Source organism: Streptomyces sp. 8N706, from assembly GCF_052245415.1.
Classification (GTDB): Bacteria; Actinomycetota; Actinomycetes; order Streptomycetales; family Streptomycetaceae; genus Streptomyces.
This window is the reverse complement of the sequence record NZ_JBQQBW010000006.1, coordinates 47015-67119: the sequence shown is the minus strand read 5'-3', so window position 1 is coordinate 67119 and position 20105 is coordinate 47015. Positions and strand designations below refer to the sequence as shown.

Genomic DNA, 20105 nt, shown 5'->3' with positions numbered 1-20105 from the left:
CACGAGTGGACTCCTGCGCGGCAGGTCGGCCAGCAGTCCGGGCATCAACTCCCGTGCCGGCACCTGCTCCCCTACCCGCCCAGTGGCGTCGCTGTTGACTCGGCGTTCGACGCGGCCACCTCCGGCAACCCTGCCCGATTTCGCGACATCACCATTCGGGCGGCCCAGTCCTCCAGTTGTCGTTCACCGCGTTGTCACCCTCAGCCTGCCCGCGGCTGACGGCGTGGGTCAGGGCGTGATCACGAGCTTGCCGCGGGTGTGGCCGGCGCGGCTGGCGTCGAAGGCGGTGCCGACCTGATCCAGCGGGTAGGTGCCGGCGATCTCGACCGTGAGCGCGCCGCGTTCGGCGAGGGCGGCCAGTTCGGCGAGCTCGGCGCCGTCGGGCCGGACCCAGATCCAGTGGCCGCCGTGCTCCTCGACGGCGGGGTCGGCGATCGAGATGTGGCGTCCCTTGGGGCCCAGCACCGCCAGGGTCGTCTCCACCTGCCCGCCGACGAAGTCCGCCACCGCAACCACCCCCGCGGGCGCCAGCTCCTTCACCCGGTCGGCCAGCCCGTCCCCGTATGCGACGGGTTCGGCGCCCAGGCCGCGTACGAAGTCGTGGTTGCGCTCGGAGGCGGTGCCGATGACCCGGGCTCCACGGGCGACGCCGATCTGCACCCCGAAGGAGCCCACCCCACCGGCCGCACCGTGGACCAGCAGGACGTCGCCCGCTCCCACTTCGAGCCGGTCGAGGCTGCGCAGCGCGGTCATCCCCGCCAGCGGAAGCCCACCGGCCTGCGGCCAGTCCAGGATGGCGGGCTTGTGGGCGGTGGCCTGGGCCGACACGGTGACGTACTGGGCGAAGGTGCCCGCCTGCACCACGTCCTTGCGGGCGTAGGCCATGACCTCGTCACCGACCGCGAACTCCGGTGTGTCCGGGCCGAGTGCCGTGACGACCCCGGCGACGTCCCAGCCGGGGATGACCGGGAACACCGTGTCCATCAGCCCGTCGAGCGCTCCGGCCATCACCTTCCAGTCCACCGGATTGACCCCGGCCGCGCGCACCTCGATGAGCACAGTCCCGGGTCCGACCTTGGGGTCGGGGACCTCGCCGACCGCCAGACGGGAGTCGTCGGCGGCGTAGGCGTCATAGGTGACGGCGCGCATGGAAGGGGCCTCTCTGTCGGGCGAAGCTGCCGGAAATATCCTTAATATGTACGCGTCACGCCAGTACGTTAACCCCACCCACCGGGTCCCGCCAGCAGGCCGCCGCCACGGGTGGCGGACGCTGCCCTCCGGGAGCGAGCACCAGGGTCCGCGGCGGTCCACCAAGCGGTCGCCTCCGCGGAACGGGATCCGCATGAGTCAACCCCGCATCTCGTACGTACTGAGCGGCACAGCGGAAGTCGGCAAGGCCGGGGTCTCGTGACGCAGCCCGCCGCGCCGCCCACGCCGTCCGGAGCGGTATCGGCGTGCGGTGACGCCGCGGAGTCGCCGAGATCGAGAAAGCCGAGGTTCTTTCGAGAGGTGGCAAGGCGATGGGTCTGGTGCTGGGCTGGACGTTGGCGGTCGTAGCCGCCGCAGTGGCTGCTGGAAGTCTGGTCCGGCTGGTGTCGGTGGGCGGCCTGGAGCGCTACGAGGCGGCCGCCGAGGGAACCATGGCCGCAGGAATGGCCGTCATGTCCGCACCCCCGACCGCCGGCGTGTACGGGGAGCAGGGCGTGTGGTGGGCCGCGGTGTTCGCGGCATTCGGACTGGGCGGAGTTGCTCTGTCCGTGTACCGCGCGGTCCAGGGCGGTTGGAAGCAACTCCACCACGGGGCCCATCACGTCATCGGTAGCGCTGCCATGGTGCTGATGACCCTGGCCATGCCCGGAGCCATGTCGGGAGCCACCTCCGGCCCGGCGCTCGCCTTGGCCGCCTCCTCCGCGCACGGCATGCACGGTATGGGGTCCATGCATGGATCCCATACCGGATCCCTTCACCACATGCCGGGGATGGAAGGGATGGGCGCTCACGCCATAGCGGGAGTCGCCGAGTCGTCAGGTGCCGTCATGGCATGGCGGTCGGTCTTCGGCCTGCTCGCTCTGTACTTCCTGGTGTCCGCGGTGTCGGCTGTGCGGGCCCGTTTGCGAGGCGGCAGCCGCCCGGTGCCAACGGCAGGCGGGAAGCGCGCCCGGCACGGTCGGCCCCGCAGGAGCCGCGTGGGACTGTCCGCGCCCAACGCCGCCCTCGCAGGGCACGTCGGCATGGGCGGTTCCATGGCGACCATGCTGCTGATGATGGCTGCATGACGGCCGTTGCGTGCGGTGATCGGCCATGGCACTCGGCGTCGAGCGGGCCATCGAGGACCGCGAGCACCGGCCCGCCTGCCAGGCCCGGTGCCAGAGAGATCGCGGCTGCGGCGTAGGCAATCGCACCCGCGACTGATGACGCCGCACAGGGCAGGCAGCGCGCTTACCTACCGGGCGGTAGTCCCGATCGGCTGTCACTGGTCCCTTGCTGCGATGAGCAGGGCGTAGCCGAGAGCACCGTCGGCGACTGCTGAACGGGCTGCGCCGAGGACCCCCGGGGCGGCGTCGAGGTCGACGCCGGCGGTGGTGAGCTTGTCCCGGGCTGTCATGCGCAGCAGGTTCAGGCGGGCCTCGATCTGGTCGATCATGCGCAGCATCGCCTGGTCGTGGCGTTCCGTCGTGACGGTGCGCAGGCCGGCACCGGACAGGATGCGCGCGTACTCCTGAAGCGGCTGGGCGTCGGCGATACAGGCGATCCGGGCGCCCAGGGTGGTGAGTTCGGGCGGAAGCCGGCCGGGGGCGGCGGTGACGTCGGTGATGCCGAGTCGGCCGCCAGGTCGCAGGACGCGAGCGAATTCGGCTGCGGCCTGCGCTTTGTCGGGGAAGGTACACAGCGCGCACTCGCACACCACCGCGCCGAAGACACCGTCCGGGTATGGGAGTTGTTCGGCGTCTCCGGTGGTGAAGCGGGCCTTTCCGGCCAGCCCGGCCGCTTGGGCTGCGCCTTGTGCGAGGGCGGCGTTGGCGGCGGAGTAGTCCACCCCGTCCACGTGGGCGTCGTAGGTGTCGGCGAGGAGCAGGGCGGTGGTGCCCCGGCCGGAGGCGACATCGAGCACACGCTCACCCGGGCCGAGGGTGAGGGCGTCCGCGAGGCGGCGGGTGAGGGCGGTGCCGCCGGGGTGGTAGGAGTCGCCCAGCAGCAGAGTGACGACGTCGGAGGAGTACGCGGCGGCACAGCACGCCTTCATCTCCTCACCGGCGGGCGGCTGTGTCATGGGGTGGGCTCCTGTCCGGTCGCGGCGTGTGCGGTCTTGGATCCGTACGGAGTCGTGGCGAGGCGGCCGGCGAGGGGCAGGGCGTTGGGTACGACCTGGGCGACGGGTACGCCTGACATCCGGGCGCGGACCTGTTCGCGGTAGCCGACGGAGTTGTAGGCGCAGAAGGGGATGAGGCGTCCGTCGGGGGTGATCTCCTCGACGCAGCACTTCATCAGCTGTTTGACGTTGAGGGTGTAGGGGTCTTGGAAGTCCTGGACCACGATCATGAACGCCTTGTCGTTGAGGTCCTTCACCGCCTGCGGGAGGTCGATGCCGCAGGCTCCCCCGTAGCCTCCGGCACGGGAGGTGCCCCCAGCGCAGTCCAGGGCCTCGGCGGTGGCGCGCAGTTTCTCTTCGGTCGTCTCCGTGCCCATGAATGCGGAGGCGGACCAGAGTTTCTCCAGTGCCTCGCGGATGCCCGTATCGGGCATGACGCGGTTGGTGACGTAGTCGAGGTAGTCCTCGACCTGCAGCAGACGTGGGATGGGCACAACGGTTCGGTTGCCTGCCTCACCGTCGACCAGGAGGTAGGTGATGGAGCGGCAGGTGGGGAAGCAGCAGGGGACGGGGAAGAAGTCGCCCTTCTGGAACCATTGCGGGCGCTGGGCGTTGATGAGCCGGATGACGTCGGGGTTGGTGAGCCGGTTCAGCGGATCGAACTCCACGTGGCGGCCGGAGTGGGTGACGGGTTGGAAGGCCACGGAGCGCACGGCGGGGTGGTCGATGCCGTACTCGATGATGTCGCCGAGTTCGTGCTCGTTCAGGCCGCGCTCGACGGCGGCGACGAGGGTGACGGTCAGCCCGGCCTCGGCGCAGTTGTCCAGCGCCCGCTGCTTGAAAGTGCGCAGGTCGCGGCCCCGGATCTCGCGGTGGGTGCGCTCGTCGAAGCCGTCGAACTGGAGATAGATGTTCACCGACCTGCCGGGGATCTGGTTGCGTTTGCGGAGCTCGGCGACGAACCGCTTGTCAGAGGCGAGGCGGATGCCGTTGGTGTTGAGATTGACGTTCTTGATGGGGCGCTGCTGGGCGAGATCGATGAAGTCGAGGATGTGCTTGTGGATGGTGGGCTCTCCGCCGGAGAACATCACCACCTCCGCCTCGCCCTCGGAGGCCACGAAGGCGTCGAGCATCCGCTCGCACTGGGCGTGGGTGACGGAGTAGCCGTCGGGTTGGTGGCCGGAGTCGGCGAAGCAGATCGGGCAGTCGAGATTGCAGCCGGTGTTGACCTCGATGATGCCGAGGCAGGCGTGCTGCTTGTGCTCGGGGCACAGCCCGCAGTCGCTCGGGCAGCCGTCCTTGACCTCGGTCTGGAAGACCAGCGGGATGGTGCCGGGCTTGTTGAACCGAGAGGACGACAGGTACTCCTCCGCGTCCCCGTAGACAAGAGCCTCGAACTCACCGTGCTCGCGACAGCGTTTCCGCAGGAACACCTTGTTCCCACGGATGTTGACCTGTGCGTCGACGGGCGTCTTGCACATCGGGCAGATCGACTTGGTGAACTCCACGAACACCTCGTCGCGGTCCACTTTGCGCCGGGGCGCGGGTGCTTGGGTCATCCGGGGCTCCTCCACTCGCATAGCGGTCTGGGTCACACGCCCGTCCCGGGCGGTGCTGCGTCCTGCTGCGGCGTCTGCCTCGGCCGGCCGCGTCGGATGGTGGGGTGACGGACGGGCAGCAGGCCTCCGGCCCGGCTCCACGGCGGGACCGGTAGCGCGGGGTGCGGGCGACAGCGGCGAGTCCCATCACCGCACCGACGGCGATCAACGGGATTGCGCCGCTCAGCGCCGACGGCGACGGCCGTGCCGCCGGCGACGAGCAGTGGGCCCGCGCAGGACAGCACTATCAGCAGCGGTCTGCCGATTGCGGCCGGCATGCCGCGCAGCCGAAGGGTTTGCGGGATCCGGGCATCAGGCATCGGCCTCCTCCCTCACGTCCGGGCACTCGGCAGTTGCGGCAGGGCAGTGCGGGCCCCGCGCAGAAGCAGCCCCGAGTAGAGCAGCAGGAGTGCGTCCTGGACGAGTACGAACCAGCTCAGCCGCTGGGGCAGGTAGATCCCGAAGCAGCCGCAGTTGGCCACCGCGAGCCCGCGCGCGTACGCCTGCACGGCCAGCAATGCCCACACCACCGCGACGGCCGTGAACACCCACACCGGCACGATCGCCCGCGACCGCGGGCGGGCCAGGAACCAGCCCCCGCACACCAGCTCGCCCGCTATGAGTGCCACGGCCAGCGCGGTCGCGGCACCGCCGGTCACCAGCCTGTATGCGGCCAGAATCCCGGACATGTGCCCGAAGGAGGCGAGCTGGCCGACCGCCATCGCCGTGTACACCGCACCCAGCACGACCCGCAGCACCATGCTCTGAACGGTAGGCCGGGGTGGGAGCCGAGAACGGTAAGCGCGCTCACCGAACGGGCATCCGCTGCGCTGGACCATCGGGAGTGTGGGAACCGTGTTACAGGTGATGCAGGGTGGACGGTCAGTGGCAGCCCCGGCGGGACCGGCGGCAGGTCATCAAGGGCGCCGGCGTGACCGGGCAGTCGTCGTCCTGCTCGTGGGCGGGGGCGTCATCGGCTGGCAGGCCGTCTCGGACCGCCCGCCCGAATCGGTCCCCACTGTCCAGCCCGCACAGGATCCGTCGCTGGAGGCGCTGGCCGGTGCAGCGGTCCCCGGCGGGGCCGGGCAAGGACGGAATCCCCTCCCTCGACCGGCCCCGGTTCGTCCTGGCTCGCGACGCGGACGTCCTCGCCGACGACGACCCGGTCTTCGGCCTGGAGCACCGCGGCGAGGTGAGGACGTACCCGCAGCCGGTGCTGGTATGGCACGAGATCGTCGACGCCACCGTGGGCGCTCAACCTGCTGCTCGGCGCGGACCTCCTCCCTCGACGGTATGCCCCCTCGGGACGCGAGGTCGGCCGTGGTCTCACCGGCGGGCCGCGCGCCGTTCGGCCTCCTCCTTGACCGACGTCAGCGAGGCCGCGACCGTGTCCTCCCAGCGCCTGGCCACCAGCTGCCCCCAGCGTTGCCCGACCGCCCACAGGTCGGTGCCCAGCTCCCCCTCGTACACCAGGCGCGTACCCGACGCGCGCATGGTGAGGACGAACGCTTCGACAACATGCGGTACCGGCCCCCGCACCAGACGGAAGTCGATGCGCTCGGGCCGGGTGAAGCGGACCGTCTCGACCGTGACGGCCGTCCACCGGCCGCCCAGGGGCGTGTAGTGGGCAGCGAGCACCATGTCGCTGCCGCGCTCCAGCACCTGGACCTTCTCCTGCATGGCACGGGTGGCCCGCCCCAGATACGGCTGGGCGATCACCTCGAACACGACCTCCTGGGGAGCCGCGATATCCACGGTCTGCGGCCCGAGCCGCCTGATACGCCGGCCCACGCCCAGGTCGACGGGCAGCGCGCCGGAAACCAGCCCGGCATAGCCACCGGCGGCAACGGCTGCGGCCCCCACCGCCCAGGCCCCCGCCCGGGCCGGACGACGGCCGGTCACGGCGTGTTCTCCGGCTCGCTCTCGACCCTCACGCCCTGCCAGAACGCGACACGGTTCGTGATCCGGCGCGCGAGGGGCTCGGGTGCGGGTGGTACGAGGCCGCGTTCGGGTTGGTCCGCCCGTCGACGGTGACGGTGCAGTACCGGGCCCTTCCAGAAGCACAACGACCGAGTGCGACTCTCGGTGAAGTACTGGCGGTGCGCCGCCTCGGCCGGGAAAGAGTGATTGCCCTCGACCATCACGGAGCGCGGGGTTTCCGCGATTACCGTGCCGTTCCCTACAGCCCGCAGCATGGCCATGCTCCTCGTCGTGCCTCGGTTGAGACCTTCCTCGTGTTGCCACGCTATGCACGACAGCTCCACGGTTCGGTGACCGTGCTCGCGGTTCTCCGTCCGGCGAGGAAATCTACCGTGGCCAGTACCAAGGCGAAGCCGTAGCGGCCCAGAGGAAGATCATGGAACTCATTGTGCTCGCGGTGCCCGACTGCCCGGACGTTGAGGCGATGCTGCAGCGCCTGGAGCAGGCGGCACCGGATGATGCCGCCCGGGACGGCGTGCGGGTGATCACCGACGAGGTTCAGGCGGCCCGGCATGGCATGCATGGTCCCCGGTCGAACCGCGGCTGTGTTGCATGACGACACATGTCAGCAAGCAGCCCCACGCCTGATCAGGCGTAAACTCCACGTGTACCCGCGGGGAGGCATCATGCGCCACACCATGCGAATCGGACCATTCCATATCGGATCCGGTCGCCGTCCGGAGCCCCCGATGGACGGCTCGGTCAGCCGCGAACGATTCGCCATCGACATTGCAGAGGGCCTGATGGGCGTCGGGGTCCCGTTCAGGCGTGGCTGCAGCGCCCTGGGGTTCCGCGTGGTGGTCACCGACAGGGAAACCGGGCGGCGCCAGTACGTCTCCGAGAACTACACCCACGACCTCGCGTACGCCGATGGCGAGAAATACGTCACCAAACTGATCACTGGCACCAAGAGAGTGAAGTAGAGCCTCGGCCAGCGGGCCGGGCACGCTCCCGCTCATCCACTCAGATCACCGGCACAGCAGACAGGAGATGCGCGTACACGGCAGGGTCTCCGGCTGCCGTCAGCACGTGGTCCGTGGGCTGAGATGCGGGAAGAACTCCGTCGCCGCTTGGCTTGCCTGCCGATGATGACATCACGCCCTTCGCCACCGCCAACGCGTGGGACCCCAGGGCTGGGGGCGCTGGGAGGTTGCTGCGTCGACGGGCTGCAACACCCCCGGGGGGCCGGAAACCTCAGGACTCGCTGTGGTGAGTTTGGCGCCGAGGTCAGTGTGTTTCGTCCCGGCCGGCCTGTGACTCCCCGTCACCCAGGAGTAGCAGGGCATCAGCGATGTCCAGGCCGGCAACATGGCGCAGGGGGACGGATACGAGCCGGCAGCCGGCCTCGTGGCGGCCACGTGCCCCGCGCAGCCGCTGCCACATCCGCGGGTAGACCACGCCGCACCCGGGGCAGGCATCTGCCTCTCCGGCACCTCCCACACGCGAACGAGTTCCCAGCGGTGGCGGTGGCGCGCCGTAGACGGGGCCCGGGCTCAGTGCCGGTGGCGGGCTCAGGGGCTGTGCATGTGCCGGCGGCGGGCTCAGGCGCTGTGGCGGTGGAGTGGGTGCTGGCGCGCTCGCAGGCACGCAGTAGTGGCCGCTGGACGTGGCTTCGAGCTTGGGTGGGGGACCCTGGGGAACGGCCTGCTCAGCCCACTCAGGAGGTCCAGCCGGCCCAAACCCGGCCGCGGCCTCTGCCTGGTCCCAGCCCTGGATGTTCAGCAGCGGGCCTTCCGTTGCGTTGCCCAGATGGACGGCGGAGCCGGGGCCTATCTCCCTCTGGTGAATCCGTCGGCCCTGCACGAAGGTGCCGTTCGTGCTGCCGAGGTCCTCGATGACCCAACTGCGACCGCCCCAGCTGATCGTGGCGTGACGCCAGGACACCCTGGCGTCATCGAACACGATGTCTCCCTGCGGATCACGTCCGAGCGTGTACGACCTGGACGAATCCAGCGTCCAGGTCCGTCCGTTCCATTCCAGGACGAGTTCCGGCACTCCATGCCCCACATCAGGAGTCGGGTTGGGGGGAGTGTCCGGCTCCTCCTGGTCACGGGGATCACTCATCAGCAGTTCGCTTCTATCCGTTGGACGTATTGGCTGCACGGGCCTGGCGCAGGCGTCGACGCCGCTGCCAGGCCCTCAGGGCGAGGTCGCCGCGCTCCAGGAGTGTCCAGGCAGCCTCCATCGCGACGGCGAGGAGCACGGCGGCGAAGGCCGTCCAGCGCCACCCGACGTGCGTGCCGCCGGTGGGCGGGGCGAGGACCAGCGCGACGCCCAGGCCGAGCGCGATGAGGCCTGCGGTGTAGCTCGCATCGGCCAGGGCGGTGGTGCGCTGCCAGCGGGCGATGTCGAGCGCGTGCTGGTGCACATAGCGCTCGTGCTGCTCGACCGTTAGGGCGCCGCCGTGCTGCTGCTCGACATCGGCCATCGAGTAAAGGTAAGGGCGTGCGCGGAAGCCCCACTGCACGCACGAGACGAGCAGGATGGTGGCGAGCGTCACCAGCAGCAGGGCCGGTCCGGGCCAGCGGAACTTGTCCTCGTCCGCGGAGACGACGCCGATCAGCGCCACGCCACCGCTTGCCAGTAGAGGGGCTGCGATGGTGGTCACGGCGTCGTTGGCGCGCGCGTACCGGGCAGCGAGGAGCGCACTCCGCGCCTCCTGCTGCTCGCTCACGGCCGTCCCCCTTCGAGGCCGCATGGTAGCGAAGGTACAGCGTCGGCCGTTTGACGCGGGGGACAGCGACCTGCGCGCAGCGTTGACCGGGCGCCAGGCAATCGGTGAGTCCGTCGGCTTGGTCCTTGAGGAACTGGGCGAAGACATAACGGAGCCGGCCGAAGCGGCGAGAACTGGGGACGTGAGCCAGAGGTTGGAGCTGGCGCGCTACCATCCCTCTGAGCCTGGCTTGGTGTGGTGGCAGGCGGTTCGGGGGAGTGGATGGCATTCGCACAACCAAGGCGGGTAGATTTCCCGTCTTCGGCGCGATCGCCGCGGCTGGCGATTCTGCGCCCTGACAATGACTTACTTCGTCTGCTCGATGCCGACCACACCAAGGAAAGGTCCTACTCCCAACCCTGCCGTGAGTGGCCCGAGGTCAAGTCACACCTCGCGATCCTGCTTGCTCCTGCCGACCAGCAGGGCGACGAAGGTGGCCGGGAGCAACCGGAGCGGATCTGGGGGCTGGGCATCGTCCGCCCTGCTCACGAGACCGACCGGGACCGGAAGGTCGTCGTAACCCGTGCACGAAGGATTCGAGGCCTGGTGCCTTTCTCGGGGCTTTGGTGCGCCGGCGGCGAGCGGGACGGCGCACTCGCCAGGTCGTTACCGGAAAGCGGTCCTGTAACGGTTGGCGCGGACATCGTGTTCGCCAATCTCCGGCGCATCTCCCCTGATGTCGAGAGGGAAGTCCAGAGGCTGTTGCCGTTGCTCGACGACGGCGAAGGCTGGAGCGACCGGGAGCTCCGCTGGCGCGATGAGCGTGACGCTCTGCTGCTCTTCGCCAAGATAGCCGGGTTCACCCCGAACGACTTCGCGCCGGTGCGCGGCTGGGACAGGACAGCCGCCCGGGCAGGCTTCCTGAGCGGGCTCACCGGGACTGCGGTTCAGCCGATGCTCGACGACATCCGCGGGCGGGCAGCGGAGAGGTTCAGCGGTGTCGGTGAGACCGTCGTCCAGGCGTTCGCGAGCGGCGGAGGCCGCCAAAGCTATGACTTCGAGGCCACGTCGATAACCGATCGGTGGGTGGTCGACGGCGGGGAGGGCTCCCTCGACGCCTACTACTACCACGTGGACACCCGGACGCTCGTCATACTGCGCTACCTGTGTCCTGCCCCGAACGGGCTCTTGTCGTCCGATGCCCGGCACAGTCTGGACGATTTTCTCGGCCGTGTTCACCGCCTACCGAGACCGGCCCGACGCAGCGCCGACGATTACGGCTTGCTGGACGACCCTCTCTTTCTCCGCATTCACGAGCAGGTGCCCTTCACTGCTGCTCTGTACCGGACGAGCCCCGGCGCGATCTACCCCTACGGCCAGATTGCGGCAGCGGTCTCGGCCGCCGCGGTGCATGGTCTCCCAGGTCTTTCCACCGACATGCTCACCCGCCACCTGGTGCCGACCGACTTCGCCCGCTTGGTGCGCGACGGCTGGTTCGGTGCGCGCGACGTGCCCTTCGAAGTGGCCTTGGACTGGGTGGAGGCCACTGTCGAAACGGTTGGTGTCGCCTTGGTGGTCGTCGACTTCAGCAGTCGACCGCGTGGCAACGGCGCAGGGATCGGGATGCGGGCTCAGGGCATCGCATGACACCACCAGTGGGAAGGCAATCATCCATGGCCACCTCGGGGGCGGACACACCTCGCCAAGTAACGCAGGTCCGCGAGCAACTGCACGAGACATTCGACGGGGTGATAGACGACAGCGACATCGCCCACTTCCGAGGGGGCAACTACGAACAGCGCTTCCTCTCCCGCGCCCTCGCAGCCCTCGCGGTACGACGCGTGGCCCAATGCAGTGTGGCCGAGGCGGCCCGGTTCGTCACGGACGGCATCGCGGACCAGGGATTGGACGCCATCGCCCCCCTGCCGGAGAGCGGGCAGGCTCTGCTCGTCCAGGCGAAGTGGAGCGACAAGGGTACGGCGACTTTCGACGTGGACGCCGCCAAGGCGATGGTGGACGGCCTGAACCGGATCGAGAACGAGCTGTACGACCAGTTCAACCAGCGTGCCGGCGCCCTTGCCCTGGAGGCCAGGCCGTTCATCGTCAACAAGAGAGCCACTCTGGTCATCGCGCTGATGGGCACCGTGGAGCCCTCCCCGCCAGCACGCGAGGTTCTCGACAACGCTCTCGACGAGTTCAACAAGCATGGCGCCCGCATGAGCGTCGAGGTGCTGTACGCCGCAGACTTCCATGACCAGATCCATGCGGATCTTCGGCCGGAGCCGATCTGCCTGGATGTACGCCTTGACGACTGGTACCAGCAGAAGGGACCGCTCGAGGCCTATCAGGGCACGGTCTCCGCCGAGAGCGTTGCCGAGTGGTACGAGACGCACGGTACCGGCCTGTTCGAGCAGAATCTCCGGGCCCCGCTCGGGACCACCGTCACCAATGCGGAGATCGGTCAGACCCTTACGTCCGATCCCACCAAATTCTGGCACCTGAACAACGGCATCACCATGATCTGCGACTCGCTCACGGCGAAGCACGACAGCGCCAAGGCACCGCAGAGCAGGCCGACCACTCTCACCGTGACGGGGGCGAGCATCGTCAACGGCGCTCAGACGGTACGGGCTGTCGCCAGGGCCATGCACGACGACGGCGAGGCCGCGGCCCACGCCACCCTGAGCGTCAAGGTCATCAACACGCATGAGGACCGGAAATTCGGCGTACAGGTCTCGCAGGCGGCGAACCGGCAGAACGCCATCGAGCAGCGCGATCACATCGCGCTCGAACCCGTGCACCAGGCGATCAAGGCCAACCTACGCGCCGAACTGCGCAAGCAGTACGTGATCAAGCGCGGCGAGCCGGTCGCCGCGCCCGAGACTGGTTGTTCACTGGACGAACTCGCTCTCGCACTCGCGTGCCTGCACCCGGATGTGGAACAGGCCGCCCGGGCCGCCAGTTCGACGGAGAACCTCTGGGAGCAGGGCCCCAAGGGCAGCCACACCCTGCTGTTCAAACGCGAGCCCTCTCCCCAGAAGGTGTGGCGCTCAGTCCTCACGCTTCGCGCGGCGCGGAGCGCGGTCTACGAACTGGGCAGTGGTCAGAACAGCCGCGAGGCTGCGACCACCGAGCACGGTGGCTTTCTCGTCACCCACCTGCTCTTTCAGCATCTCGGCGCCACGAGTGTCGATGACCCCGACTTCGACTGGGACAGCGAGGTCCTGGAGAAGATTCCCGCCCTCGTACCGGATCTGGTGCGTCGGTTGACGCACCAGATCGTCACTCGTTACGGGCCACGTCCCCAGATCAGGACCGCCTTCCAGACCGCGGAGACGTGCCGGGAACTCGCGAAGCATGTCCTCGGTGACCTGGCCGATGGCGTCGCCGTTCCCGCACCTCCCGTGAAGGAACGCAAGCCGCGTCGCCCGAACACCGTGCCGCTTCTGGTCGACCGCCGTGTCATCAAGGACGGATCCCCCCTTCGGTACGTGGCTCAGACCGAGCCCGAGCGTGACGCCATCGAAGAGTGGCTTGCCGAAGACGAAAGCCGACGCCAGGCGACCTGGGTCAATCACCGGACCAAGCCGATCCTGTGGGCGTACGACGAGCAGCAGTACTCGCCGTCCGGGCTGGTGTCGAGGATGTGGGCGGACGCCGACTGGGACGAGCGACCCGTGGCCAACCAGGGAACGGCTCGCTGGTTCCAGTCGGATGGCCTGAGCCTGTGGGATCTGGCTCAGCGCATCCACAGCGAAGAGGCCGAGGACGAGGCCTGACGGTGTGTGCACCGCACCGGCAGGACGTCAGTAAGGGCGCTGTCCCTCCGGGCCGCGCAGCCGGGCGAGGAGATCGGCGATCTCGCGGGTCTCCTCATGGTCCTCGCCGAGGAGGACGCACATGTCCTCGTGGAGGGCGTCGAGGACCCCCTCGGCCTCGCTGCGGCGGCCCTCGGAGAAGAGGAGGACACCGATGCTGCGGCGCAGGTCGAGAGCGGTCTCGGAGGCGTCTCCATCCGTGTCGGACACGACCTCCAGGACTTCCTGGAACTCCCGCAGGGCGCCGGTGGCCTGGCCGAGGTTGGCCCGGCAGTGGGCGGCGTGCCGACGGCACTCCAGCGCGTTGTCGCCGGCCGGTCCCGCCGTACGGGCGTAGACGGCGGCCAGCGCGTCGAACTCCGGTAAGGCGCGCCGGAAGTCCTCGCCCGCCATGAGGACCGCCGCGCGCTGCCGCCGCAGGCCGAGCACCCGGGGGTTGTGCGCGCCGAGGGCGGTGGCCGCCGTGGCGATCGCCGCCTTGAGGACGTCTGCGGCCTGGGCGAACCGCCCCCTCTCGGCGAGGTCCGCGGACCGGGCGTAGGCATCCCGGATCGCGTCCCGCAGCGCGGTGTCGACGCGCGCCGGGACCGGCACCGGAGCCGTCGGCTCGGGTGAGGGCGCAGGCGTCGTGGTCCGTCGCAGGGGTGCGTTCGGCTGCCGGTAGACCACCGTCGGGTCGGGAACCGCGGCAGGGGAGCCACCGTCGGTGAAGACCACGGGGTCAGCCGCTGAACCTGGCTGCGGCAGGTGCGGCGACAGGCGCTCGTACACCGCGTACGCGTCGGCCGGACGCTGCTCGGGCGCCTTGGCCAGCAAGTCCAGGGCCAGCGACTCCAGGTCCTCCGGCACCTCGGGCCGCAGGGCGCGCAACGGCGTCGGCGGCACGTCCATGTGTTGGTGCATGAGCTGGTAGTCGTTGTCGCCGCTGAAGACCGGCTCACCGGCAAGGAGTTCGTGCAGCACGCAGCCGAGCGCGTAGAGGTCGCTCAGCGGTGTGATCTGCGCGCAGTCGATCTGCTCGGGCGGCATGTAGCGGCTGGTACCGATCCGGTTGCCGGTGGCCGTGAGCCGGGTGACGTCCGTGCGCAGCAGTTTCGCGATGCCGAAGTCCAGCACTTTGACCGTGCCGTCCGCGGAGATCAGGACGTTGTCGGGCTTCAGGTCGCGGTGCACGACCGGGATGGCGTGGGCGTACGACAGGACCGTGCAGATCTGAGCGGCGATCGACGCGGCCCAGCTCACCGGGAGCCCCTCCGCCGCTCCGTCCTCCGCGCCCGTGAGCACCCTGCGCAGGGAGATCCCGCGCACGTACTCCATCACCAGGTACAGCCGGTCGTACGACGCCTCGTTCAATACCGCGTCGAACACCTGCGGCACTCCGTGATGCCCGATCCGTGCGGTGACGCGCGCCTCGCGCTCGAAGCGGTGGGTGAACTCCTTCGCCTGCGCGGGGGTCGCGACGACGTCGGGCCGGATGAGCTTGACCGCGATCTCCCGGTCCAGGACGGCGTCGTAGCCGCGCCAGACCGTGCCCATGCCGCCGGACTCGATCTCCTCGATCAGCTCATAGCGGCCCTGCTCGCCGATTCTCCTTGCCTGCGCCACGCGTTGCGCCCCCGTCGTCCTGATGCCACGTCAGTCGATCGCTGTACACGGTACCGACTGGCGGCGGCGCGCGCTGTGGGCCCTACAGCAGGTGGTCGGCTTTGCCGGCCTTGATGTCGGTGATGAGGGTACGCAGGGCTTCGAGGGAGTCGGTGAGGTAGTGGTCCTCTTGGCCGGCCACGGCTATGTAGCCGTTCCCGTCGGCGTCGGTGCCGAGGCGGAAGCAGGAGCTGCCCTCGGCACAGAAGGGGTTTTCCCAGGTGATGTCGGGCACTGGTGCTCCTCACAGTTGGCGTGCGAGCTCACGAATGAAGTCTCGGGACTGCTCTGGCGGCAGTGCCAGACCTTCCAACAGATCGAGTTGTGCCCGGTATTTCGCCAACTGCCCCTCGGCGTGGAGGAAGGCGGGTCCGTGGGAGCTGTCCACCTGCACTGTATCGAGCTGCGGTACGGGTCCTGCGGTGTAGACGACGGTCTGCCCGGCTCCAGGGAAGGCACCGTGGGTGAAGGGGAGGACGAGCACGGTGACGTTGTCTCGCTCGGAGACCTCAAGCAGGTACTCCAACTGGGCACGGGCCACGTCGGTACCGCCGAACTGCATCCGCAGTGCGGCCTCGTGGATGACAGCGACGTACGGGATAGCGGTGTCGCCGGTGATCACCTGCTGGCGTTCCGAACGCAGCGCGAGTCGTAGGGCAACCTCGTGCTCGGGCAGGGCAGGGACCGCGGCTCGGAAGATGGCCATCGCCTGTTCCGATGTCTGGAGCATGCCCGGCACGTGCACGGTGTTGGCGCCGCGCATGCGTACAGCGTTGCTTTCCGCTTCTGCGATGTCCAGCAGGCCTTGGGGCAGGATGCCTCGATAGCGCTCCCACCAGCCTGTACTCACCTGGGCCATCTCGACGAGCGCCTCGACGTATGCCTCATCGGTCACATCGCAGTTGCAGGCCAGTGTGCGCAGGCGGTCGGCGTTGATGCCCCGGACTCCTGACTCGATGTTGGAGATCTTGCCTCGGTCCACACCCAGTAGACCCGCCGCGAACTCTGCGGACATGCCTGCCACAGTACGGATGCGCCGCAGCTCACTTCCGAGTCGCTTCTGCCGTTCCGTAGGGGTCGTCCTCGGGGGCATGGGGTTCCTTCCGTCCGGTTGGGGCCGCTCGGTCACACTCGGAGGCCGCCTTACCTTTCCGTGGTGAATTCTCTTGAGAGCGTGGAAAATTTACCACCACTTGCTCTACTGTCAGTATCCCGCGAGTTACACACCGCAATGCCGGAAGCGCACCGCGTGAGCATGCCCGCCTGCCCTGGACGGGTGCACTCGCGGCCAGGGCGGTAGGCCACCGGCGATCCCAACCCCCTCACACAGCCGTGGAGTTCGCCATGCCCGAGATCCCCCTCGTACCCGTCCACTGGCGCTTCCCCGCCCGCCCCGCCTCCGTACGGCGGGCCCGCCACGCCGTCGCCGAGTCGTTGCCGCAGGTCCTTCGTCCCCACCTCGGCGACGACCTCGGCCTGCTGACCTCCGAGCTGGTCACCAACGGCATCCGTCACGGCGCCTGCTGGGCGGACGAGGACTTCATCGAACTCGTCCTGTGGCCCGCCGACGGACACTACTGGCTCGCCGTTTCCGACCCGGGTACGGGTAAGCCAGCACTGGCCCACCCGGACACGGACTCCGAGTGCGGTCGGGGTCTGATCCTCGTCGACAGCCTCGCCACCGCCTGGACCGTCCGGCCGCGCCCCACGCGCGGAACCTCCGTGATCGCGGGCCTCCCTTTCCACCAGGGCGGTTGACCCGGCGGAGCGGTCGGCCGGGAGGGGCCGGAAGACCAGGTGGGTCAGGCCGCCTCGTCGTCGATGTTCTCCTCCCGGCGGATCATCCGCCAAGCCGCACGGCGCGCACTCTGATTGAGCGACTGCTTGAAGCTGTCGTCGTGGCTGAAGTACTGGCGTCCCATGTCGGCGATGGTGTCGATGTGCTCGGCCATCTTGTCTTCGAAGACCTCGTCGAAGACAAGCCCGAAGTTCTCCTCGTCGTTGACGGCGGCGGCGCGGACCCTCGGGTCGGCCTTCGCCTCGGAGAACGGCGTGATCACGTCCTGATCGGTGAAGTCGGTGCCGAACTTGTCGTTGAACTTCTCGATCAGCTCCGACAGCAGCGACTTCTCCTGCTCCTTGGCGCCACCTGAGCCCTCGCCGAAGCCGCGCAGCTCCGCCGCTCCCTCCGAGGTCAGTGCGAGGTCGTGCTGGCCGGTCTTCTGGATACGCAGGTGACTGAGGTCGACGTCCCCTATGTCCACGCCGCCGTCTCCGCGACGCGGCAGGCGGTTGAGCAGGTGGCGGCCGTAGAGGTAGAGGCATTCGAGGTCGGCGTCGCGGTAGGACACGATCTGCGAGAGGAAGCCGTACTTCCGTACGTAGTCGTTGAGGTCCGCGCGGAACTGCTCGGCGGCTTCCTGGGCGTCCTCGTCCGGGTCACCCGCCTCGTCCTTGCGGTCCAGCAGCTCGGTGAACCGTTCGACGGCGGGCCCGAGATGCCGGTACAGCTCCGCGTGCAGCTTCTCCCAGCGGGCCACAGAGCCCGCCGCCTTCTCCTCGGCCGCAAGGTAGGCATCGGCGAATTCCCGCATCTCCTCTTCGACGAGGATGTCGGGCTGCATGACCTGGCTCTGCGCGGTGTAGAGGAGGTTGGGGTCGGAGGGGAGGGTGTTCGCCTCCTCGAAGTACGGGCGGAAGGACTCCTTGATGTCCTCGGCTTCGTTGACGAAGTCCAGTACGGCCAGGTCCGCCTGCGACTTGCGGTCGGCGGTGCGGTTCAGGCGGGAGAGGGTCTGGACGGCGCTGATGCCCGCGAGCTTCTTGTTCACGTACATCGTGGTGAGCAGCGGCTGGTCGAAGCCGGTCTGGTATTTCTCGGCGACGACCAGGATGCGGTACTCGCGCTGCGTCGCCTTCCCGCCGGTGCGCACGGCCTTGTCGTCCTTGCGTGTGTACGCGAACGCCTTCGGCAGAGCGGACTCCGCGAGGCCGCCGTTCTCCTTCGGCTCGGTCGTCTCCTCGCCGTCGTACGTCAGGCTCCCGGAGAACGCGACCAGGACGCCGGGGTCGGCGTACGCCTGGTCGTCGACGTACTTCCTGATCGCGCGGGCCATCTGCACGGCGCTGTGCCGGGAGGCCGTCACCACCATGGCCTTGGCCCGCCCGCCGAGCCGGCCGGCCGTGTGCGTACGGAAGTGCTCGACGATCACCTGCGCCTGCTGCGTCACGGTGGAGTCGTGCGTGAGCGCGTACCGGGCGAGCAGCGGATTCGCCTTGGACGGGTCCACCTCACGCTCGTCCGGGTTCTTGTTCACCAGCTTCCAGTACGTGTCGTACGTGACGTAGGTGCGCAGGGGATCGAGGATGAAGCCTTCCTCGATGGCCTGACGCATCGAGTACGTGTGGAAGGGGACGTACGTCGGCTTGCCGTTGACGCTGTCCAGGGCGCCGAAGAGTTCGAGCGTCTTGGCCTTGGGCGTGGCCGTGAACGCGAAGTAGGAGAGGTTCGAGGCCATGCTGCGCTGGATGGCCTTGCGACGGAGCTTGGCATCGGTGGTGGTCTCCGTCGCTGCTGTCTGTTCGGTGGCCCCGGGCTCGTCGGAGTCCGAGTCCAGGCCCAGGCCACGCAGCGCCGCGCGTACGTCCGTGGCCGCGCCGCCGGACTGTGAGGAGTGGGCCTCGTCCACGATGATCGCGAAGTTGTGGCCCTGGATCTCGGTGGGGTTGCGGCGCAGGTAGTCGATGAGGGCCGGGAAGGTGTGCAGCGTGACCGTGATGATCTTCCCGGTCTCGCGGGACAGCGCCTTGGCGAGCTGGTCGGACTTCGCGCCGTGCTTCTCGTCGATCTTCACCACCAGACCGGCGGTCTTCTCGAAACTGCCGACGGTCTCCCGGAGCTGGGCGTCGAGATTGCGGCGGTCGGTGATGATCACGACCTTGTCGAAGACGGGCGCGCCCGGCTTGAGCCCGGCGGCCAGCGCATCGGGATCGATCTCGGCGGGGTCGGTGGGCGTGTGCAGCGACGACAGGCGGTGCGCCAGCCATCCGATGGTGTTCGACTTGCCGGAGCCGGCGGAGGCCATGCCGAGGTAGTTGTGACCGGCGCCGTGGCGGGCCGCATGGTCGGCGAGCTTCTTGACGATGTCCCACTGGTGGTAGCGCGGGAAGATCAGCTTCTTCCGCGTCCGCCCGTCCGGGCCCTTCTCCTTGCTGAGGTGTACGAACCGCTCGATCAGGTCAAGCCAGGTGTCCCGCTCCCAGATCTGCTCCCAGAGGTACGAGGTCGCGTACGTCCCGGGGACGGTGGGCGCCGGATTCCCCGCACCGCCGGGCTTCCCCGGGCCCTCCGACCCGGTGTTGAACGGCAGGAACCGCGTCGGCTTGCCGCGCAGCTCCGGCGCGACGAACACCAGGTCTGTGTCGATGGCGAAGTTCGCGATCACACGCCGCGTGAAGATCAGCTCGGTGGGGTCGCGTTCCATGCGGTACTGGTCCTTGGCGGCCTCCACGCCCTGGCGCGTGAGGGCGTTCTTCAACTCGGCGGTCGCCAGCGGGATCCCGTTAAGGAAGAGGGTGAGGTCGAGTCGCTTGCCCTTGTCCGCCTGCTTGGCGGCGTACTCCAGCTCCTTGACGAAGGTCAGCCGGTTCGCTCGGTAGTCGTCCAGGACAGCGTCCGAGGCGACGAGCGACGGCTTGAAGTACGCGAGCCTGATCAGGACACCGTGGTCCTTCACGCCCTTGCGGAGCACATCCAGCACGCCGTCGGTTCCGATCGCCTGGTCCACGCGCTTGGCGAACCCGGCCTGGGCGGTGTTGGGATCCCCGCCGTAGAGGGCGATCAGCTCGGCCCAGTCGTCGGCTTGGGTCTTGCCGATGAACTCGAAGAGCTGGGCGGTGTCCAGGCCGAGTTGGGGGCGGTAGTCCTGTCGGCTTCCTTCACACCAACCGCGCTCCAGCAAGGCGGCGACTATGGCGTTCCCGAAGGCTGCTTCGTCGTGGACGGGCATGAGCGGCTATTCCCCCCGCTTTCCGGTGATCAGGTAGGTGCGGCAGAACTTGTCGAACGAGGATGAGTTAGCGCGGGCAAGGCCGAGATCCAT

At 68.7% G+C, this 20105-nt stretch carries 17 protein-coding genes and 2 pseudogenes; 7 read left to right on the top strand and 12 right to left on the bottom strand.

Features of this window, described 5'->3' with window-relative positions; translation table 11 throughout:
- Positions 1-228 precede the first annotated feature (228 nt).
- Positions 229-1149, bottom strand: a complete 921-nt coding sequence (locus tag ACTWQE_RS04495; RefSeq protein ID WP_443327473.1) for an NADP-dependent oxidoreductase — start codon at positions 1147-1149, stop codon at positions 229-231.
- Between the two features lie 371 nt (positions 1150-1520).
- Between ACTWQE_RS04495 and ACTWQE_RS04490 the strand changes: the two genes are divergently transcribed.
- Positions 1521-2276 carry a DUF5134 domain-containing protein gene (locus tag ACTWQE_RS04490; RefSeq protein WP_443327472.1) on the top strand — a complete coding sequence of 252 codons (756 nt, stop codon included), beginning with the start codon at positions 1521-1523 and terminating at the stop codon, positions 2274-2276.
- A 194-nt stretch (positions 2277-2470) separates the two neighbouring features.
- Here ACTWQE_RS04490 and ACTWQE_RS04485 read toward each other — a convergent pair whose 3' ends face one another.
- From ACTWQE_RS04485 to ACTWQE_RS04475, 3 genes are all read right to left on the bottom strand, one after another.
- Positions 2471-3271 carry a class I SAM-dependent methyltransferase gene (locus tag ACTWQE_RS04485; protein ID WP_443327471.1) on the bottom strand — a complete coding sequence of 267 codons (801 nt, stop codon included), beginning with the start codon at positions 3269-3271 and terminating at the stop codon, positions 2471-2473.
- On the bottom strand, positions 3268-4869 hold the full coding sequence (locus ACTWQE_RS04480; protein ID WP_443327470.1) for a radical SAM protein: 1602 nt from the start codon (positions 4867-4869) through the stop codon (positions 3268-3270). Before ACTWQE_RS04480 ends, ACTWQE_RS04485 begins: the two co-directional genes overlap by 4 nt.
- 371 nt (positions 4870-5240) lie before the next feature.
- Complete coding sequence (locus tag ACTWQE_RS04475; protein ID WP_443327469.1) at positions 5241-5669, bottom strand: MauE/DoxX family redox-associated membrane protein; 429 nt, start codon at positions 5667-5669, stop codon at positions 5241-5243.
- 113 nt (positions 5670-5782) lie between these two features.
- Here ACTWQE_RS04475 and ACTWQE_RS04470 point away from each other — a divergent pair.
- Positions 5783-6223: pseudogene (locus ACTWQE_RS04470) on the top strand (DUF3179 domain-containing (seleno)protein); the annotation flags it as partial.
- 11 nt (positions 6224-6234) lie between these two features.
- On the opposite strand, the gene ACTWQE_RS04465 reads toward ACTWQE_RS04470, so the two are convergent.
- Positions 6235-6810 carry an SRPBCC family protein gene (locus tag ACTWQE_RS04465; protein ID WP_443327468.1) on the bottom strand — a complete coding sequence of 192 codons (576 nt, stop codon included), beginning with the start codon at positions 6808-6810 and terminating at the stop codon, positions 6235-6237.
- A complete protein-coding gene (locus ACTWQE_RS04460) occupies positions 6807-7103 on the bottom strand; it encodes a DUF427 domain-containing protein (protein ID WP_443327467.1) in 297 nt (98 codons plus the stop codon). The genes ACTWQE_RS04465 and ACTWQE_RS04460 overlap by 4 nt, the downstream gene beginning before the upstream one ends.
- A gap of 161 nt (positions 7104-7264) precedes the next feature.
- Here ACTWQE_RS04460 and ACTWQE_RS04455 point away from each other — a divergent pair, with 161 nt between their 5' ends.
- Both ACTWQE_RS04455 and ACTWQE_RS04450 read left to right on the top strand, forming a co-directional pair.
- Positions 7265-7444, top strand: coding sequence for a hypothetical protein (locus tag ACTWQE_RS04455; RefSeq protein WP_443327466.1), 180 nt, complete (start codon positions 7265-7267; stop codon positions 7442-7444).
- A gap of 70 nt (positions 7445-7514) precedes the next feature.
- Positions 7515-7811: a hypothetical protein gene (locus ACTWQE_RS04450; RefSeq protein WP_443327465.1), complete on the top strand. Its 297-nt coding sequence runs from the start codon at positions 7515-7517 to the stop codon at positions 7809-7811.
- A gap of 792 nt (positions 7812-8603) precedes the next feature.
- Here ACTWQE_RS04450 and ACTWQE_RS04445 read toward each other — a convergent pair.
- Together ACTWQE_RS04445 and ACTWQE_RS04440 are read right to left on the bottom strand one after the other, a co-directional pair.
- Positions 8604-8895 (bottom strand): annotated as a pseudogene (locus ACTWQE_RS04445) (FHA domain-containing protein); the annotation flags it as partial.
- A 70-nt stretch (positions 8896-8965) separates the two neighbouring features.
- Positions 8966-9562: a hypothetical protein gene (locus tag ACTWQE_RS04440; RefSeq protein ID WP_443327464.1), complete on the bottom strand. Its 597-nt coding sequence runs from the start codon at positions 9560-9562 to the stop codon at positions 8966-8968.
- A gap of 261 nt (positions 9563-9823) precedes the next feature.
- Between ACTWQE_RS04440 and ACTWQE_RS04435 the strand changes: the two genes are divergently transcribed.
- Positions 9824-11188: a hypothetical protein gene (locus tag ACTWQE_RS04435; protein WP_443327463.1), complete on the top strand. Its 1365-nt coding sequence runs from the start codon at positions 9824-9826 to the stop codon at positions 11186-11188.
- 26 nt (positions 11189-11214) lie between these two features.
- A complete protein-coding gene (locus ACTWQE_RS04430; protein WP_443327462.1) occupies positions 11215-13320 on the top strand; it encodes an AIPR family protein in 2106 nt (701 codons plus the stop codon).
- A gap of 27 nt (positions 13321-13347) precedes the next feature.
- Here the strand turns inward: ACTWQE_RS04430 and ACTWQE_RS04425 are convergent, their stop codons facing one another.
- From ACTWQE_RS04425 to ACTWQE_RS04415, 3 genes are all read right to left on the bottom strand, one after another.
- Positions 13348-14964, bottom strand: coding sequence for a protein kinase domain-containing protein (locus ACTWQE_RS04425; RefSeq protein ID WP_443327461.1), 1617 nt, complete (start codon positions 14962-14964; stop codon positions 13348-13350).
- 82 nt (positions 14965-15046) lie between these two features.
- A complete protein-coding gene (locus ACTWQE_RS04420) occupies positions 15047-15238 on the bottom strand; it encodes a hypothetical protein (RefSeq protein ID WP_404748153.1) in 192 nt (63 codons plus the stop codon).
- 9 nt (positions 15239-15247) lie between these two features.
- Positions 15248-16096, bottom strand: a complete 849-nt coding sequence (locus ACTWQE_RS04415) for a helix-turn-helix domain-containing protein (RefSeq protein WP_443327460.1) — start codon at positions 16094-16096, stop codon at positions 15248-15250.
- Positions 16097-16347: 251 nt separating this feature from the next.
- Between ACTWQE_RS04415 and ACTWQE_RS04410 the strand changes: the two genes are divergently transcribed.
- Complete coding sequence (locus ACTWQE_RS04410) at positions 16348-16761, top strand: ATP-binding protein (RefSeq protein ID WP_443327459.1); 414 nt, start codon at positions 16348-16350, stop codon at positions 16759-16761.
- Positions 16762-16805: 44 nt separating this feature from the next.
- Here the strand turns inward: ACTWQE_RS04410 and ACTWQE_RS04405 are convergent, their stop codons facing one another.
- The gene (locus ACTWQE_RS04405) at positions 16806-20012 is read right to left on the bottom strand and encodes a type I restriction endonuclease subunit R (RefSeq protein ID WP_443327458.1); all 3207 of its coding nucleotides are present in this window, start codon (positions 20010-20012) and stop codon (positions 16806-16808) included.
- Between the last annotated feature and the right edge of the window lie 93 nt (positions 20013-20105).

What these genes read in the sequence shown, in the direction of transcription:
- ACTWQE_RS04495 (WP_443327473.1), bottom strand. Translation starts at nt 1,149, where the DNA reads ATGCGCGCCGTCACCTATGACGCCTACGCCGCCGACGACTCCCGTCTG.
- ACTWQE_RS04490 (WP_443327472.1), top strand. Translation starts at nt 1,521, where the DNA reads ATGGGTCTGGTGCTGGGCTGGACGTTGGCGGTCGTAGCCGCCGCAGTG.
- ACTWQE_RS04485 (WP_443327471.1), bottom strand. Translation starts at nt 3,271, where the DNA reads ATGACACAGCCGCCCGCCGGTGAGGAGATGAAGGCGTGCTGTGCCGCC.
- ACTWQE_RS04480 (WP_443327470.1), bottom strand. Translation starts at nt 4,869, where the DNA reads ATGACCCAAGCACCCGCGCCCCGGCGCAAAGTGGACCGCGACGAGGTG.
- ACTWQE_RS04475 (WP_443327469.1), bottom strand. Translation starts at nt 5,669, where the DNA reads ATGGTGCTGCGGGTCGTGCTGGGTGCGGTGTACACGGCGATGGCGGTC.
- ACTWQE_RS04460 (WP_443327467.1), bottom strand. Translation starts at nt 7,103, where the DNA reads ATGCTGCGGGCTGTAGGGAACGGCACGGTAATCGCGGAAACCCCGCGC.
- ACTWQE_RS04455 (WP_443327466.1), top strand. Translation starts at nt 7,265, where the DNA reads ATGGAACTCATTGTGCTCGCGGTGCCCGACTGCCCGGACGTTGAGGCG.
- ACTWQE_RS04450 (WP_443327465.1), top strand. Translation starts at nt 7,515, where the DNA reads ATGCGCCACACCATGCGAATCGGACCATTCCATATCGGATCCGGTCGC.
- ACTWQE_RS04435 (WP_443327463.1), top strand. Translation starts at nt 9,824, where the DNA reads ATGGCATTCGCACAACCAAGGCGGGTAGATTTCCCGTCTTCGGCGCGA.
- ACTWQE_RS04430 (WP_443327462.1), top strand. Translation starts at nt 11,215, where the DNA reads ATGGCCACCTCGGGGGCGGACACACCTCGCCAAGTAACGCAGGTCCGC.
- ACTWQE_RS04415 (WP_443327460.1), bottom strand. Translation starts at nt 16,096, where the DNA reads ATGCCCCCGAGGACGACCCCTACGGAACGGCAGAAGCGACTCGGAAGT.
- ACTWQE_RS04410 (WP_443327459.1), top strand. Translation starts at nt 16,348, where the DNA reads ATGCCCGAGATCCCCCTCGTACCCGTCCACTGGCGCTTCCCCGCCCGC.
- ACTWQE_RS04405 (WP_443327458.1), bottom strand. Translation starts at nt 20,012, where the DNA reads ATGCCCGTCCACGACGAAGCAGCCTTCGGGAACGCCATAGTCGCCGCC.